Annotated in this window: 10 protein-coding genes and 1 pseudogene; 9 read left to right on the plus strand and 2 right to left on the minus strand. The window is 55.8% G+C overall.

What is annotated here, in order from left to right:
- The 7 genes and pseudogenes from NK8_RS33875 (at nucleotide 1) to NK8_RS33905 (ending at nucleotide 9554) form a co-directional block, all read left to right on the plus strand.
- Entirely contained in the window at nucleotides 1–1041 is a 1041-nt protein-coding gene (locus tag NK8_RS33875) for a hypothetical protein (RefSeq protein WP_213233816.1), read from the plus strand.
- 1521 nt (nucleotides 1042–2562) lie between these two features.
- Nucleotides 2563–3444 (plus strand): class I SAM-dependent methyltransferase, encoded by an 882-nt coding sequence (locus tag NK8_RS33880; protein WP_213233817.1) that lies wholly within the window; start codon nucleotides 2563–2565, stop codon nucleotides 3442–3444.
- A 330-nt stretch (nucleotides 3445–3774) separates the two neighbouring features.
- A pseudogene (locus NK8_RS33885) lies at nucleotides 3775–4407 on the plus strand (IS6 family transposase).
- Nucleotides 4408–5269: 862 nt separating this feature from the next.
- Complete coding sequence (locus NK8_RS33890) at nucleotides 5270–6535, plus strand: flippase (protein ID WP_213233818.1); 1266 nt, start codon at nucleotides 5270–5272, stop codon at nucleotides 6533–6535.
- Nucleotides 6525–7613, plus strand: a complete 1089-nt coding sequence (gene glf, locus NK8_RS33895) for a UDP-galactopyranose mutase (protein WP_213233819.1) — start codon at nucleotides 6525–6527, stop codon at nucleotides 7611–7613. Before NK8_RS33890 ends, glf begins: the two co-directional genes overlap by 11 nt.
- Nucleotides 7614–7696: 83 nt before the next feature.
- Nucleotides 7697–8578: a DUF707 domain-containing protein gene (locus NK8_RS33900; RefSeq protein ID WP_213233820.1), complete on the plus strand. Its 882-nt coding sequence runs from the start codon at nucleotides 7697–7699 to the stop codon at nucleotides 8576–8578.
- Nucleotides 8579–8834: 256 nt separating this feature from the next.
- Nucleotides 8835–9554, plus strand: coding sequence for a class I SAM-dependent methyltransferase (locus tag NK8_RS33905; RefSeq protein WP_213233822.1), 720 nt, complete (start codon nucleotides 8835–8837; stop codon nucleotides 9552–9554).
- Nucleotides 9555–9972: 418 nt separating this feature from the next.
- Here the strand turns inward: NK8_RS33905 and NK8_RS33910 are convergent, their stop codons facing one another.
- Together NK8_RS33910 and NK8_RS33915 are read right to left on the minus strand one after the other, a co-directional pair.
- Nucleotides 9973–10221: a hypothetical protein gene (locus NK8_RS33910; protein ID WP_213233823.1), complete on the minus strand. Its 249-nt coding sequence runs from the start codon at nucleotides 10219–10221 to the stop codon at nucleotides 9973–9975.
- 1244 nt (nucleotides 10222–11465) lie between these two features.
- Entirely contained in the window at nucleotides 11466–12647 is a 1182-nt protein-coding gene (locus NK8_RS33915) for a porin (RefSeq protein ID WP_213233824.1), read from the minus strand.
- 387 nt (nucleotides 12648–13034) lie between these two features.
- On the opposite strand from NK8_RS33915, the gene NK8_RS33920 reads away from it, so the two are divergent.
- Together NK8_RS33920 and NK8_RS33925 are read left to right on the plus strand one after the other, a co-directional pair.
- Nucleotides 13035–13676 (plus strand): TetR family transcriptional regulator, encoded by a 642-nt coding sequence (locus NK8_RS33920; protein ID WP_213233826.1) that lies wholly within the window; start codon nucleotides 13035–13037, stop codon nucleotides 13674–13676.
- A gap of 670 nt (nucleotides 13677–14346) precedes the next feature.
- Nucleotides 14347–17982, plus strand: coding sequence for an adenylate/guanylate cyclase domain-containing protein (locus NK8_RS33925; RefSeq protein WP_213233827.1), 3636 nt, complete (start codon nucleotides 14347–14349; stop codon nucleotides 17980–17982).
- Nucleotides 17983–18035 lie beyond the last annotated feature (53 nt).

Here is an 18035-nt window from a genome sequence, read left to right on the forward strand (position 1 = left end):
ATGAGCTACCTGAAAATATTCGCGACTTCGCTGCTGGTGATTGCCTTCGCGTACTTTTCCGTGTCGTTGTTGCTCGCGCCCGCGCCGATCTCCGCCGAATACTGGGTGCGAGAAATGACCGTGGTCAAGCGAAGTATCGCCAATCACTATCAGGGACAGCGCAAATTGATCATAGCGGCTGGCTCGAATGTGCTCTTTAGCGTAGACACCGATCGGCTTAGCAGGGATCTTGATATTCCGGTGATCAACTACGGACTTCACGCTGGCCTTGCGCTGGACAAAATTCTCACCGAGGTCGCATCGGCTGCGGAACGCAATGACACGGTTATCCTGCCGCTGGAGCGGGAATACTATTGTGAAGCGGAAGACAGCTCGAATATCATCTGGCGGGCCCGCAACGCGATCGCTTGGGATCACCAGCGCTGGCAGTCATGGTCGACGCTCGAACGGCTCGAAGCCATATCAATGAGCGGTCCTGGGCTGCTCTTCGAGCTGGCGCTCGCCCGCATTCGCGCGACGTGGTTTCCGCGCTCGATTGAAGATCGGCTGAAGACGTTCCGTGACAAGGACATTCTGGCCGAATTCACTCATTCGCCGCGCCCGTCTGCATTCGCCTATTCGGCCTATCACCTCGATAACCTGGGCAACATGCAGCAGATAGACGGCTCGTACTTTACTGGGCGTGCGGCATCGCCCGAGCAGAAAACCGAGGTGTGCCCCGGCAGTTTCCGAACTCTTCAGGAATTCGTGCGGGACATGAACCGCAAGGGCGTGAGCGTCTACTTCGCCAATATTCCGTACGTGGCGACGAGCGCTACGCGCGCAGATCGAGTGGAGCAAGCGTCGCGGGAATTCGCGTCGGCGATTGCGCCACTCGGCACCGTGCTCGATGATCGGAATCAGCTCGTATTCAACCGTAAGTATTTCTTCAATACAGACCTGCATCTGAACTCGAAGGGCAGAACACTGAGAACCAAGTTTCTCGAGGATTCGATGAGGAAGGATCCGGCATTGAATCAATGGCTCAATTTAGGTCGATGAGCCGTGATTGCATGCGACCTAGCCTCACACTAAGGTGCTCGCGGAAAATGACGGCGCGGAATGTCGAGCAGGATGGGCGGATTCAACCGATCGATTTGGGCACCGGAGGCGCCGACGTATTCGATTCTCAGAGCGCAAAGCACAGACCGCTAACGCCGCGCCGACTCGGCGAGTAACCAACTTTAGAGCGACGTTCGCTGCATACGGCGAAGTTTTTCAGTCTATTTAGGTTACCTTATCGCGACCCACGTCCAATTCGAACACGCTCAGGTGGTTGCTGCTTTGCCAGTCGATAGCCATTCTCCCACGCGGGTGCCTTGCGCCCTCCGACCGAACCAATGACGTCCCGCGCGTTCGGATGTCCGTTGTACGTCGAAGAGAGCCGGTCGGATCATCCGTTAGCGAACCTCCGATAGGGGTCGAAGATTGACTATTCACCAAGCGCAAAGTGACCTCCCTTGGTTGAAGAGGAGGTCGTCATGGAAGCGCTTAAAAGGGCGCTTGTAAGACTTTGGCACGATCGATGTTCGCAGCCGCCGACGACTCGTAGCAGCGCTGCGCTGTCGTCTCCGAAGTGCCCGGACTCGCAGGCGATCGTGCTCATTGCTCCGGTGCCTGAGGACGATCAGAAAAAAGCGCAAGAAGGCGGTCGAACCGTTCGCGCTGTCGGGGGATGAGCCCGCTCGTCGCTTGGACGTCCAATACACGCCCGCGCCAATATGTTCTGGCGAACAAGGAATCCGCCCCTTCGCCGGCGAGAACCCGCTCAAAGTGAGCGATTTCGCTGTCAACATTTCTCGGCGTGTAAAGGCTTGGTCGCCCCGCTCTCGAAGTCAGATTGTTTTTCATTTCTCTCAGGTCTTTCAGGTGTCGTCACCGAGGCAACGACAGCTCTCGTCGGAATTTTTTAGCCGGAAAGCTCGTCTCGGATGATAGAGTACATCGAAAGGCGGACGTAATAAATTATTGGCACGCGAGACTTTTTGGCGCACCGGCGTGGAGTAGGTCTTATTGGCAGGGGTTCGCTGTGGCATACCGTGTGGTTGCAGACCCTTGAGGGCGGCCATCCGGTGGAAAAGCAGTGGGAAGCGTCGCAAGACTTTCGGTGCCAGACGCCATGCAGCGCCGAACGCGGCAATCACTCAGCGACGTCTTGGTCGGCACCGCATTTGAGCGCGTCAGGGCCGCTCCAACCGGGCGAGATAGCTCCGCATATGATCTTGCCGCCTTCGCCGACCACGCGCAGGACTCGCGAGTGTCTCGACCATTTCACGATGGCAGCGAGACAGATTCGCGCATCTTGCCGATTCATTGGAACAGTTAGACTCTTTCGGCAGGCAGCGTGTCGGAGGATTCGAGCTCCGGCAGCCAGCGCAATGGATGCGATGTAGGAGTCGGTTAAAAGCCCGTCAATCTAATCTTCAGTCATTTGATTCGTGCTTTCTAAGTGATCGGCTTGGCTTGACTTATTGCTTTCATGTCCTTAGATTGGGAACCCCACGCCCTTCTCGGAACACGACGATGCCAATGCTTGTACCATGGCAGGCCAAGCTGGCTTCGAAGGTCATTGCGTCGAACCTTGGTATTCCATATTCATTCTGGCGGCGCCATGGAGTCTTCAAGCTCGGAGCGATGCTTAACCCAGATTACGCCCGAACTGTGTATCAGCATCACGTCTCTCATGCTAGTCAGACGGCGCAAACGTTGTTGGAGATCGGGCCGGGCGATTCACTGTTCACAGCGGTGTCCGCTCATCCGCGATTCAGACGTAAGGTGCTGATAGATGCAGGGCCCTTCGCGGAAACTGCGTCACGTCCCTACCGTGTCTTGATATACGAACTTCGTAGCATGGGTGAGTGCATGCCGGAGGTCGAGGAACACACGTCTTCAGAGGGCTTGCTCAACGCGCTGCATTGCAGATACCTCATAAATGGCATCGCCAGCTTCTCCGATCTTCAAGATGGTGAGATCGATTTTTCATTTTCACATTCCTGCCTACAGCATATTCCGCTAGCTGAATTTCAGAGATTCTCGGATGAGCTGTATCGAGTGACTTCGCCGGATGGCGGAACTGGCTCACATCTTCTGGATTTCCGAGACATGCTTGCGGGAAGCTTGAATCACCTGCGCTTTCCAAATTCTACATGGGAAAGCGGAGTTGTCAGAAGGGCGAATATATATACTAACCGACTCGGGATAGGGCAGGTCAAATGCGCGTTCGAAAACTCGGGTTTCAACGTCGAGATCATCGAGCGAAAATGTTGGGACACGTTGCCAATTTCTAAGGCTTCTTTGAATCGCGAATTCAGATCAATGGACGACCAGGAGTTGCTGGTCTATGGCTGTCATCTTATCCTTCGGAAAGGCGCCACGCATCGGGAGAGCGGAGAATTACCCCAGTGAAATGCTAATGTCTCCAATTGGGCAGGATCGGCGAAGCGAAAGCGCCCTGACAACATTTTGACAGCGGCCGCGAGAAGGTTCCGAACGAACTGCTCTTTAGCAGCCTCATTGTTTTTTCGTCACCTTTATCTAGTCGCCTGACAGGCTAGCTTGGTCGAAGAACTGTCTGCTCCAAAGCCATTCGATTGGTGAGTTTGATTTGAGCACGAACGGCGCGCCAGCTCTGGCGGCTACGGTCTGTTGCAGCTAGGCGGTCGGGCCTCAAGCCGGCTTTGTCGCAGTAAGCGTCGGGTTATCACGCGGCTGCCAATACGAACGATCGGATGCGTGATGACGATTCTGAATCCAGCCGTGGCACGGGTGCTCAAGCGTTTGCACTATCCGCCTGACGTGCGTACGCTGGTATGTGGCGTACCCGCTGAGCCTTCTACACCTTGAAGAGATGATGGCGGAACGCAAAATCTCGGTCGATCATTCAACTGTGTACCGCTGGGCCATCAAGGCATTGCCGTTTCTGTGGAGGGCTTTTCGTCGTCACAAAAATGCCGTCGGTCGGAGCTAGCGAATGGATGAAACGTACATCAAGGTCCGAGGCGAGTGGAAGTATTTATATCGCGCAGTTGACAAGGAAGGTAACACGGTGGATTCTCTGCTGCGGGCCCATCGTGACAGCGCTGCGACGAGGCGCTGCTTCGAAAGGTCAATCGAGCAAAACGGCGAGCCCGAGACGGTCACAAGCGATAGAAGCGGTGCGAACCCAGCCGCGCTGGGTGCTCTCAACGCGGAGCGGCAAACACGATCAAGATTTGCCAGAACACGTATTTGAACAATGTTGTCGAGCAAGATCGTCGGGCGATCAAGCGACGCACGCGGCCCATGCTTGGCTTCAAGAATTTTCGTTGCGCTCGGATCCTGATGAGCGGCATTGCGCTCATGCACACGATTTCCAAGGGTCAAATGTGAGGCAGCGGCAACGGAAGCACTCACGCTCAGCAGCTTTACCCGCTGGCGGCATAGCAATCCTACCTATGTTGCCAATTGTTTTCCATCTTGCCCTTATCGCGACGAATCGCGCCGCGGTGAAAGCGCGGTGTCTTAGCCGAATTTGTCGATCTCGTCAAAGAACTGATCAACCAGCCACCGCCGCACCGCCGTGCCTCTTTGGCTGATTTCTCAAAACGGTGCAATGGTCGGCGAGCGGGTCGACGTTTTCAGGCAGCGTCTTTTGAGGCTCCTCAGCGGCGAAATGGGCGACATTTGTGAGCTCGTCGCACGGATCACGACGCGTTTGGCACTGGCGCTCCCGAAATCCCTGGTGCCCCAGAACTTGTAGTCAACTGTCTTGCTTAAAATGATTCGGCTCGTCCGACTCTTAGCCACAGCCCCAAGCTTGATGAAGCACTTTATTGTGACTGACAGTCAATATCCCCGAAGGTGCTGCGCCCGGTTTTCTGGATCTCGACAGGCAGGAGCAATCGTGTCCGCGGAAATGGTGGCAGAACGGCCTGCCTCGCTTCTTGTTCATTAGCCGATGGTGAAGCGAATCGACAACGCACCGCGCGATGACTTGGACACGCCCAAAGGTTGACTGACGTATGTGAAATGAACTCAGCGAAACGAGGCGTGCCACGCATTAAGTCCGGCGCCGCAGGCACTTGATCGTTGAACGAATTTCCGGTCGTGATCGAGACCGCGAGTGTCAGAAACACCGCAGCCTGCTCAGCAGGTGTGAGTCAGGGAAGTTGGACTAGCGGCAAACCAGAGGCAAGATGCACTGCACTGTATAGCGTCGCCCAAAATCAATGATTGACACCGAGATAGAGGCATGGTGAGTCCACTCCGACGAAACATTGTTGCGCTTGCGGTTCTGCAAGCCGCTAACATTCTGCTGCCGCTTGCAACGTTTCCCTATCTACTGCGCGTTCTTCGCCCGGAAAACTTTGGTGCATACGTCTTTGCGCAAGCGATGGTTGGGTATCTCGTGCTGTTGACCGAGTACGGTTTCAACTGGTCATCCACGGCCCAAGTCGCACGGGTCCAGCACGATCGATACGCAGTATCAAGGATCTTTTGGGCGACCCAGGGAGCAAAGGCCCTCATCGCCGTGGTCGGCCTCGCTATCCTGTTGCTGGCCGCGTTCTTGGTGCCAAGATTGCGGGAGATGCTGCCAGTGCTGCTGGCGACCTATCCGCTTGTTATTGGGACGGTTCTGTTCCCGCAGTGGCTTTTCCAAGGCCTGGAGCGGATGACGTTCACCACGGCTTCGGTCTTGAGCGCAAGGCTGCTCCTGCTTCCGCTCACGTTCTTTCTTGTACGCTCGTCGGCCGACACATGGATCGCTTCACTCATCAACTCGATGAGCATGGTTGCTGCCGGAGTCGTCTCAATGATTCTGATCGCAAAAAACCGGCTGATCATCGCGATGTTGCCGACCAGGGCAGACATCATTGAGGTGCTTCGTGACGGCTGGCACACGTTCATCTCCACGGCAGCAATCAGTCTGTACACCACCACGAATAGTGTGATGCTTGGATTTCTTGCCGGAGATGTCGCTGTCGGCTATTTTGGCGTGGCGGATAAGGTTCGGAACGTCGCCCAGGCGCCGCTCGGCCCGCTGGCCAATGCAATCTACCCGCGCGTGACGGCGCTTTTTTCCGAAGATTCCGAAAGGGCGTTTATGCTGGTGCGCAAGATGCTCTACCTGCTCGGCTCAACCATGCTGCTAGCATCGGTTGCGCTCTGGGCTGGCGCAGAATCGATCGTTCGTATCGCGATGGGGCCCGGATACGAACCGGCCGTCATCGTCCTGAAATGGATGGCCCTCATACCGCTGCTAGTCTGTGTGAGCAATGTGCTCGGCGTTCAAGTCATGCTGCCGCTAGGCATGAAAAAGAGAGTTAGCGAGATAACGATTGTTTCCGGCTTGTTCAACCTCACCGTGCTCGTACCGCTTGCGTCGGCGTACGGCGCTCGGGGCGCTGCAATGTCGGCGCTCGCCACTGAATTCTTGGTCACGACCTTAATGGCGCTGCACCTGATCAGATGCAAAATTCCGGCTTTCTATACGAGGATGCGCAGAGATGAGATATGACTTTCTTATCGTGGGCGCTGGCTTTGCCGGCTCAGTCTGTGCCGAACGCCTGGCCGCACGCGGGAAGCGCGTACTGGTAGTAGACAAGCGGAATCACATCGGCGGAAACGCATATGACCGTAAAGATGAAAATGGCGTACTGATCCATCCGTATGGCCCGCATATTTTTCATACGAACAGCAAGCGGATATTTGAATATCTCTCCGCCTTCACCGATTGGCACTTCTACGAGCACCGCGTTAGAGCGTGGGTAGATGGGAATCTCTATCCAATTCCGATCAATCGCACCACGATCAACAAGCTATACGGCCTCAATCTGAGCGAGCAGGACACGCTGGTGTTCCTCGAATCTGTACGTGAAGCCCGAGAGACGATCACTACCAGCGAAGACGTAGTACTGAGTAATGTTGGCCGCGACCTGTGCGAAAAGTTTTTCCGTGGCTACACACGCAAGCAATGGGGACTTGATCTGTCTCAACTGTCTGCGGGGGTCGCGGCGCGAATACCGACGCGTTCGAACGACGATGACCGGTACTTTACCGACACTTTTCAATTTATGCCGGCGCAAGGCTATACCGCGATGTTCGAAAAAATGCTTGCCAGTCCAGATATCGAAGTACGTTTGTCGACCGACTACGACGAGATGAAAGCGATTATCGAATATGGTCACGTTGTGTACACCGGACCGATCGACGCGTATTTTGGCTACCGCTTCGGCAAACTCCCGTATCGAAGCCTGTACTTCGAACATCTGCATCGGAGCGGCGTGGAGCGCCTCCAGCCGACAGGTACGATCAACTATCCAAATGATCACGAGTACACGAGGATTACAGAGTTCAAGCACCTTACCGGGCAACAGCATCGGGGAACATCGATTGTGAAGGAATACCCGAGGGCCGAAGGTGAGCCATACTATCCGATTCCCCGGAAGGAGAACGAGGCCTTGTTCATGCGCTATAACGCGCTCGCGGAGGAAGTCGACGACGTCACTTTTGTGGGCAGATTGGCGCAGTACCGCTATTACAACATGGACCAAGTTGTTGGCGCCGCGCTCAAGGCTGCCGAAGAGCTTGTCTAAGGAGAAGAGCAATCTTCGCCGAGACTGCCGACTGTCTTTCGACGTTCCGAAATCTGACTCCTACGTCATAGGGAAATTGAGAGATGAAAAAGTATTTGGTCGTTCTCAGGTGTGGGGACAGTTCCTTGCATCCGCAGTGGTTCACTGGTGCGGAGACCCCCAACTTTGACTTGATTTTGAGTTACTATGGGAAAAGCGACAGTTACACAGACGTTTTTGCCAAAGTCGTACATCGATTCAAGGGATCAAAGTGGGAAGGTCTCAACGACTTCATGGCGCACAATGCTCAATTGATTTCGCAATATCGCTACATCTGGCTCCCGGACGACGATATCCTGACCGATGTTAAAACATTGAACGGTTTTTTCGAGTACGTGGACCGAGAGAATTTTGCGCTCGCACAACCGTCGCTTGACGAGAGAAGCTATTTCGGTCACGCAACAACGTTGCAAAACAAGGCGTTCGAATTTCGTGAGACAAATTTCGTGGAAGTAATGGTCCCATGTTTCTCGTCGAGTGCGTTGCATGCGATAATAGACAGCTTCAAAACGACCAAATCAGGCTGGGGCCTTGATTTCGTCTGGCCTACGCGGGTAGCTTTATTGGGAAAGGTCGGTATCATCGATCGGTTTTCCGTATTCCATACGCGCCCACTTGGTTCGGCTGGACACGGCACAGGAGAAGGGGCAAAAATTAGTCCATGGTCTGAACTGAATCAGACGCTCGCGCAGTACGGGTCGCGCGCGTCCATAAAAGTACTTCAGGGCAGAAGAAGCAATATGGGGAAGACGTATGCGAGTGGGCGGATGGGTAATGCCATATTTTTTTTGCATGCTGTACGAGGCAGCCATCCTGTGCGGCGGAAAAATGTCGCCACTTACCTAGGGCTGTTGAAAGAATATCTCCCGTGGCTTCACTACAGCAAGCGCAAAACACGTCCTCCGGGAGGCAAGCGGGCCCTTTGAAGTAAGCAGTTGGCTGATTAATGTGTTCCGCTATAGCGGGCGCGCATCCATTTGTCCTCGGTGGAAAGGCAGGGTGCAAACGAACGTCGGCGGGGCTTTCATCGGATAGTGAATGTCAGATCTATAACTACACGCAGATTTTGCGTAATGTCTCGGTGGAATCAAGATGACTTGGCGTCTCGGTTCTAAAGATCAGATCGATTTTTGTACGTCGCACGGCTGTTGTGATTAACGAATCTCGAATGGAGCAGCGAGAATGTATAGTTTTTTAAAAAAACCACTTACGTACATTAGTAAACCGCTCAGATATCTTATAAGATCCGAAATAAATTTATCTTTAACGCTGAGAGATCAAAATATCCAAGCTGCGCTTCAAAGAAGAGCACTTGAGGAGACAATTGATTATGTTGAAAGCAACATGCTCGGAGTAGATTCCGTAGCATCTTCATATGAATTGCTCTCGAAGGCAATATCCATGATAAAGGGTGACGGGCTTATTTGTGAATTCGGAGTATTCAGCGGGAAATCAATCAACCATATAGCGAGCAAAGTAACCTCTGAAGTCTATGGCTTTGACTCATTTGAGGGACTTCCTGAACGATGGAGAGATGGATTTGATCGGGGATTCTTTAAGGTCGACGGACTGCCCAAGGTGTCGAAAAATGTGGTTTTAATTAAAGGGTGGTTTGATAAGACCTTGCCAGAATTTGCTAAAAATTATTCAAAAGACGTGTCTTTCCTGCATATCGACTGTGATCTGTACTCATCGACAAAGGTAATTTTCGAAAATCTTGGTGAAAAAATCAAGCCGGGATGCATCATCGTCTTCGATGAATACTTTAATTATCCTGGCTGGAAAGAGGGTGAAATAAAGGCATTTCATGAGTTTCTGGAGACTCATCAACTAACATATGAATACATTGGTTACAACGCAAAACACGAGCAAGCTGCCGTCGAAATAAAGAAGCCGGTCTGACTCGTTTTTTGCTTTTAACGCGCTCAACAATCGTCGAGAAGTGTAGTTCGCCGAAGGCGTCGCCATCCAGTCGCGCAACGAGTAAGCGCGGTGCCGAATCCGTGAGCTACTAGGCCCTACAGAAATACGCAAGCTCGGCAGGCCCGATCCGGTTGCTTCGGTCGCCCGCGTCCATGACGCAAAAGCCAACGCCCAGATGCCGCGTTCGTGTATGCCTTCTAAGCCTCCTGGCGCGGCACGTCAACGGCTTTGGCGGCATCGACAGGGTTCCTGCACGCTAGCGTCAAGGCGTCCGGCTCACATTCGCCTCTCGCGTCGCTTCGTCCATCTTGCCCACGAGTCATATCCGTCGCCGAAGCGACGAACTTAAACCATGCGAGGCGATGTCGATAGTCGGCTGTTGTCGATTTAGTAATACTCAATAGGGCACGCCCATGCCAGTGACGTGGTCTAAAAACCGTTTCAAGTCAGCGGCAGAATCAAAGAAATAGCAAACTTCATCCATTGAGAGCGGCGCTACCACATGCGCGTGACGAATCGCAGACTGTTCCAGAAAACGTTTGGTCGATTCAATGTACCGATCTTGCGAAAGTCTGAGATAGAACCGCTGCGGGTACTCGAGGCCGTGGTCCTCTAGCACCTTCATGTATTGCTCTAGTTCGTTCATGGTCTTATCTCGGCGGCTTGCGTTGCTTGTAGATGATCGTAATAGGGTGATCCAGTGCGACTCGCGAGCTTCAAGAACTCTATTCGCCTCCAATTCCGTCAACTAGCTTCCGCCTTCATGAGCCCTCGCAACTCGGCGCGGGGGATGCTGACCGCGCTTCAGAAACCGAATGTGCCTGCACACCATATGCCAAAAATTTTGCGCATAAATTACGCGTCAATGCCGCTAACGATGGCGTGTGTTATAGAGGCAAATTTCCGACGCATACCGAACCTATGGCTTGTGCCACCGATTGCGCAGAGCAATCCCAGGAACGCCGTCTCTCGAGATGCGTCGGAGTCGAGACACGCACTGATAGTCCGTTTTCTAATCGGCGGATCAATTTCTTTTGGAGGGTTCTCTCATAGCAGACATCGTTCTCTCAGGGTTTCCTCATCGACGAGTGGTTTCTCATCCGACAGGGCGTGCGGCCCTACTGGGCCCGTGACCAACTCGTGGAAGCGAAAGTGGCGCAGCGCTCACGTCATCGACCACTTGTAAGTATTCGAGAAGTCTGTGCGTTCTCGCTTCGATGTCAGCCTCCGGATTCAAGCCACATACCGCGAGCACACGCGATCTCCAGTACGACAAACTATAAATAATGCAACCGGCCTCGAATTGACCATCGTTTCTCAACGTTCCGAGATGAGCCACAATGCCCTCGAGGTGCGCAAGCTCGTTTCGCTGTAACTCATGCAGGTTCATAGGCTGACTTGCAAATAAGCGGAAGTCGTCTACTGCGAATGCTTCTTGTGAGCGTTCCTTTTCCTGGCGCCCGCAGGATGCGCAGAATCTGGTCATGCTGACGTCCACAAGCTTATCGAATCGATATCGCCGGGATGACTACCAACTCGGCTGCGGCGCCCGTCAAGAGGTGCCACGCGGGAGCCACCGCAGTATCCGACGTGCCTCGCGAGGAAAACGTTACGACGTTTTACGAAACGTTGTCTAACCTTTGTAGCATTGAAACATGTCAACCGTTCGCATATTAATCGGGGTTTACGGCATGTACGCAGTGTTGATTGGTCGTTTGGATTAGTTTAGGTAGAGGTTACTTAATGGATTGAATGCGGTATTTGGTCCATCGCCTTGAGCAAACCAAGGCGTGGCACTCATGCGCGGGTGCTCGCATTTGGACGCCAACGCCGGCCGATGGTCGGGCTACTCTTCAGGAATGAAGGTTTGAATCTGAAACTCTTAGGGCATTAGAAGCGATGCCTCAGGCCGACGGTCGCCTCAACCTGATTGCTCGTGGATGACGGCTCGGTGACGCCGTTAATCCATGCTACACCCAGTGGCGAATTGCCGCTTGGACTCACCCGTTGCCACACGCTCTGAATGTAAACATCGGTGCGCCGCGAGAAGCGATAGTCGGCCATCGCGCTTACCTGATTCCAATGGGGAATTCCGCCGGCGCCTCCATTTCCGCCAGCGCGCGTATAAGTGTATGCACCCGATAATTCGACCGCCGACGTCAGCGCGTAGCGAATGTTACCCTCGAAGTTCTGGAAAGTTCCACTCAGCGAATTCTGAAAAAATTGGGCGAACTTGCTGTGCGAATACACGAAGCCCGCCACAGCCGGGCCGAAGGTGTAGTTCACGCCAGCGCCAAAGGTCTTCTGACTGCTGGCCAGCACGCCTAAAGGCACAGCGGTCGGTGTGAGCGCGCCCTGCAGGGACGAGCCGGTTGTATCGGTGACTGCACCATTCGTGTTCAATTGTGCCGGCGTGCGCGCGGCACTGTTGAGTTGGAGGTAACCGGCCCCGAAGCTCCACGCTCCCGAAACATACGACATTCCAAAGCTATAGGCGCGATTGTTCGTGAATCCACCTGCCTGATTGGAAAAGCCGTAAAGCGCGCCGAATCTGAAGCCGGCGAAATGCGGGCTCAGGTACTTCACGGAGTTGTTTATCTGAAACGAATCGTTCAGGTTGTCGTTGTCTAACGGGTGCGCGAAATGCGTGCCGCCGAACTCCGTGCCGGTCAGTGAAAGCGGCGCGACAAAATCGACCATGCCGTCGGTCTGGCGGCCCAGCGTGAGCGCGCCGTAGTCGCGGCTCGACAAGCCGACATAAGCCTGGCGATTGAAAATGCGGTTGCTCGACGAGAACTGCCCGTTGTTCAGGTTGAAGCCGCTCTCCAGGGTGAAGATGGCACTCAACCCTGCGCCGAGGTCTTCAGTCCCGCGCAAGCCCCAGCGGCTGTACTGAACCGCACCGCTTGTCATCTCCCAGTTGCTGTGTCCGCCTCCCGTCCCGGTGATCTGGTTGTTCGTGTAGGTCAGACCCGCGTCGATCAGCCCGTAAAGCGTAACACTGGTTTGCGCATGCGCAACGCCGGTCAGTGTGATGATCGTCGTGGCGCCGGTTATAAGCATTCTATTCATTTGCGTGCTCCAGACAGGTCCGATCGAATTCCCTTGGGACGCTTTCTTTACAGACCTCGATGTCTGCCGGGGACGCAGCCGAGCATTTCATCGATTAGAAAACGCGCGATGTTTTCCACACACTCTATGCGACCGCAATTGGAACCGCCAACCTAAAACAAGCCGTTCGAACTTTGGCGTCAGGAGTTTTCGCTTTCTAGGAGACGCGGACGCAATTTTCGTTTGGAGTTCCCGACGTCCAGGCGCAAGGATGTGCTGATGGCTTGCCTGCGGCTACCAGTGCTCTTTGCAGATCCACATCTACACGCCGATTGGTGTTTGTGCCAATGACGGACGGCATATTGGCAGCTATTAATTAAACGTCGCCATTTCATCTATGATCGCCCCATGAGTGAACTACGAGTGAAGCGTGACCCAGAAGGGACGCGGAGGCGAATTCTCGACGCCGCTGTCGAGCAATTCACAAAGTTCGGCCTCGCCGGCGCGCGTGTCGACGCGATTGCCACGGCGGCCGCCACGAACGAGCGGATGCTTTACTACTACTTCGTGAGCAAGGAGGGGCTTTACGTTGCTGTGCTTGAAGCAATGTACGCCCGGTTTGCGGAGCGAGAGGGAAGCTTGGACCTGTCTGGCCTGCAACCATCCGACGCGATCCGAAAGCTGGCCCTGTCGATCTGGGCATATTTGCGGGAGAATCCTCAATGGCTCAACCTCGTCAATAACGAAAATTTGCACGAAGCACGGTACCTTGAGAGGTCACGCAGGTTACGCGAGACGATCTCCCCAGTGGTCGACCTTCTGCGGTCGATCCTCGAGCGCGGAACCTCAGAAGGGCAGTTTCGCTCGGGCGTTGATCCGATCGACTTCTATGTGACGTTAGTGGGTATGGGCTATTACATCGTGTCCAACCGCTTCACGTTGGAGGCATTCACTGGCCGGAATTACTCAGATCTTTGCAATCTGGAGTCGATTTCGACGTTGCATGTCGACATGCTGCTTGCTTATCTCCGCCGGGACCCTACCGCATGAATTGATCGTCCGAGCACGTCGAACTTAACAGTGAACGATTCGCATTCCAAACCGATACTCGTGCCGTTGTTCAATCGAGACGACGAGACAGGCGACCCGGATTTGTGTGGCGATAGCGAAATAAGCGAATATTTTTCTAGATTGACTTAACGTGCTCTGAACGGAGTTGGGCATGAGGGCGAACACGCGTCGTTTCCTGCGTCGCGTTCATCGGATCTTTTGTTTTCGTGCAGATGCGCCCATGCTGCGAACCTAGATTTCCTCGAGAATACGCCAATTAGCTATATAAAACCCGCCGACCCAGAGGCGCTCAATTGTGCCGCTCAGGAGGCGCTCGACACGAATGAGACGGCGAAGTGATCGAACGGAACAACAATGCCACCGGTAACACGGTGCATGTCAAGTCGCGGACAGAACGTCTGCTTTTGAATTAACTCGCTTACGTGGTACTGGTGTGCCAACGATATCGAGGTCAACTTCTATCCAGGTCTCCTGCGCGTCCCGCATCGGTACTCACCAAATCGCGAAAAGGATGCAGTGTTTTTCAGATACTTAAGAAAGTTCCCTCGCCATATGACTGTCCAGACTTTCCCGGGGCCGGCGCCGGAGCGCGTGACAACGCGCACCGCCTCGCGGATGATGAAGCCGGAAAGACAGCAGAGATTCAGCGATGACCGACGATCTGGCGACATGGTTGGCGCAGATTGGCCTCGGCGCTCATGCTGCGAAGTTCATTTCGCAAGGAATCGACTGGGATGTGCTCGGGGATCTTTCCGAGTGCGACCTGAAGGAACTCGGACTTAAGCTCGGCGACCGCAAGCGGCTCGCAAAAGGGCTCGCGAGTCTGACGGACACCCACGCGCATGCGCTTGGGCGGGTAAGGGAGTGCGCAGGCTCACCCGGCGCGACGGAACGTGAGGCCATCGAGGCCGAGAGACGGCAGATCACAGTGATGTTCGTCGATCTCATCGACTCTACAGCGCTCGCCGAGCGCTTCGATCCCGAGGATCTGCGACGCCTTCTGGGCGATTACCATCAAGCCTGTGCGCGCGCAATCGAAGCCCATGAAGGCCATATCGCGCTGTATATCGGCGATGGCCTGCTCGTCTATTTCGGCTACCCGAATGCGCACGAAGACGATGCCGTGCGCGCGGTGCTCGCCGCGCTCGCCGCCATAGAGGCGCTGCGCGAGGCGAACGATCGCATCGAGACTGAGTGTGGCGTTCACCTGCGGGTGCGGATCGGAATCGAGGCGGGCCTCGTCGTTGCGGGTGCGGTAGGCGCGGGATCGTCGCGGGATCAGCAGGCGATCGTTGGAGAAGCGCCGATCATCGCCGCAAGGCTACAGGCCATCGCTCCGCCCGATGCGATCGTCGTGGGGCCGACCGCGCAACACCTGATAGAAGGATCGTTCAAGCTCGAAGACCTGGGCTACCGGGAATTGAAAGGGATCACCGGGCCGGTCCGCGTCCAGCGCATTCTCGCGCAGGCCGACGCAATCGATCGCTTCGAAATCAGGGCGGTCCACGGCATCACCCCGCTCATCGGCCGGGCCGCAGAACTCAACATGATCCGGCAGCGCTGGAAGCAGGGCGTCGAAGGCGAAATGCGCTGCGTGATGCTGACTGGCGAGCCGGGAATCGGGAAATCCCGCATGCTTCGGGCGTTTTGCGACAGCATCAGTGACGATTCGCATGGGATCGTCTCGCTTCACTGCTCCGCCTACTATCGCAACAGTCCTTTCTGGCCGGTTCTGCGCTGGCTGCAGCGCACGTTCGGCGTCGGCCGGGATGCGGCCGCTGGGCCAGGTGGTACGGATAGTGAGCGGCTCAAGGCGGGCATCGCAAGCCTCGGAGTCGATGCAGACGAGGCACTGCTCGTTCTTGCGAACTTGCTCGGCATATCGGCAGCCACGTGCGGTCCGGCCGTCGACACCTCTTCGCCTTCCTTCAAGCGCCGGACGCTGGATGTGCTCGTTTCCATGCTCGAAGCGTCAACGCGCGATCGGCCGGTGCTCTTCGTTGTCGAAGATGTGCACTGGATCGACCCGTCGTCATTCGAATTCGTTGGACTGGTGATCGAGCGGCTGATTTCCGCGAGACTTCTCGTCCTGCTCACGGCACGACCGGAGTTCGAATCGGGATGGACCTTCCCGCATCTCGTACAGGTCAATCTCGACCGGCTTTCGCGCCGCGACTGCGTGGCGATGATCGAGCGGCTCACGGGCGGCAAGTCCTTGCCTGCGCTCGTGCTCGATCAGATCGTCTCCAAGACGGACGGCGTCCCGCTCTTCTTGGAAGAACTGACGAAGGCCGTTCTCCAGGGCGATCTGTTGCAGGACGCCGGAATGAGCTACGAGTTGAAAGGCGCGGCGCAGGCGATCGCGATTCCGGACACGCTGCAGGGCTCGCTGCTGTCGCGGCTCGACCGGCTCGATCCAGCCGTCAAGGAAATCGCGCAGGTCGCGGCCACAGTGGGACGGGAGTTCGGCGCAAAGCTGCTGGGCCTGATTGCGTCGACGTCGGAGAACGAACTGCAGGATGAGCTCGATTGTTTGATCGCAGCCGAAATCATCGTTCCGGCCCCGGGCAAACGCGCTGACGACGATGCCTATATGTTCCGACACGCATTGATCCAGGAGATTGCATACCAGTCGCTCCTGCTCGCGCGCCGGCGGCACTATCACGCGCGCATCGCCGCCGCTCTCGAGGAACATTATCCGGACATCGTCGAGCGGCAACCTGAGCTGATCGCACAGAACTTCGCCGCGGCCGATCTGCCGGTGCGGGCGATTGGCTACTGGCAGCGTGCCGGCGAGCGGGCGCTTGCGGGCGCGGCTTACGACGAGGCCATCGCCCATGCGCAGCGCGGACTCGAACTCGTCGATCGATGCTCCTGCGACGAGCCTGACCGGGCGACCCGCATCCTGCCATTACTGCTGACAAGAGGCCGGGCAGAACTCCGGATGGCACAACGCGAGGCGATAGCGACCTTCCGCGAAGCGGCTCGCATTGCCCGCGACCAGAAGCTGACTCCGTATCTCGTGCAAGCAGCATTGGAGTTCGACACCGCCGAGACCTTCCTCGAAGGCTCCGGTAATGCATCGCTTGCGCTGCTGGAGGAGGCGCTCGCCGAGACCGACGCCGAGGAATCGGTCGAGCACTGCCGCCTGCTGAGTCGGCTCGTGCGCACCGTTCATATGACAGGCGCACGCGAACAAAGCAGCGAGTTTGCACTGCAGGCCGTCGCGCTCGCCCGACGCCTGAACGACCTGCCTAGCCTTTTCGACGCATTGGCGTGCGAGTTGATGCATGTTGGTGCGCTACCGTTGTCCGCGGACAGCTTTGTCCAGCGGGCAAACGTCTTACTGGAGCTGAGGCACATTGCAGAAACGCTGGGCGATGCACACACCATCGGCCATGCATGCGCTCGATGTCTTGCCGGGTATCTGGAGATCGGCCAGGTGGACCAGTTCGAAAGCGCGCTGGAGCGGTATCGGCAAATTGCCGCCAGTGGGCAGCACTTCGTCGACAAGTGGTGCGTGACTGGGGCGCAGGCGATGCGGGCTATTCTTGTCGGTGATTTCGCCGAGGCGGAACGAAAGACGCGCGACTCGCTACAGATGGCGCAAAGCGCCGATGCGAATCTCGCAACCGGCGTCTACGGCATGCAGATGTTCTCGATTCGCCGCGAACAGGGCCGGCTCGCGGAGGTAGCACCGATCTTCAAGCGCTTTATCGACGATGCACATTCTGAGGATACGACTTGGCGGCCAGGATACATGTTGATATGCAGCGATCTCGGCTTCGAAGCGAAGGCACGCGACAATCTCGATCGGCTTTCGGAATCGGCATACGGTGTCCCCATGGACAGCAAGCGGCTGGTCACGCTTGCCTATCTGGCGGAAGTGGCCGCGCGCCTGCGGGATGTCGGACATGCCGAACGGATCTACGCCCTTCTCCTGCCATTCCGCGACCAGGCCGTCACGGTTCCGGTCTTTACGCTTTGCTGCGGTTCGGCGGCACGGTTTCTTGGCATGCTGGCCCACGCGCTCGGCGACTGGTCGAGCGCCGAACAACATTTCGAATATGCGCTGCACATGGACGAACGCTTGCGTGCGTGGCCCTGGCTCGCGCATAGCAGACACGAATACGCGCTCATGCTCACGGCGCGCAATCGCATCGAAGACAGGAGACGAGCGCAAGACCTGCTTGCGCTCGCGGCAGCTGAAGCCAGGAAACTCAGAATGTTCGCCCTCGTCGAGCGTATTGGCGGAGCGCAGTCCGGCGCAGGGACCAGAAACTAACGCGAGATATCGCGCGGTTCGACGTGCGATGCGCGGTTTATATCTAGGAGGAT

It is taken from the genome of Caballeronia sp. NK8 (assembly GCF_018408855.1).
Taxonomy (GTDB): Bacteria; Pseudomonadota; Gammaproteobacteria; order Burkholderiales; family Burkholderiaceae; genus Caballeronia.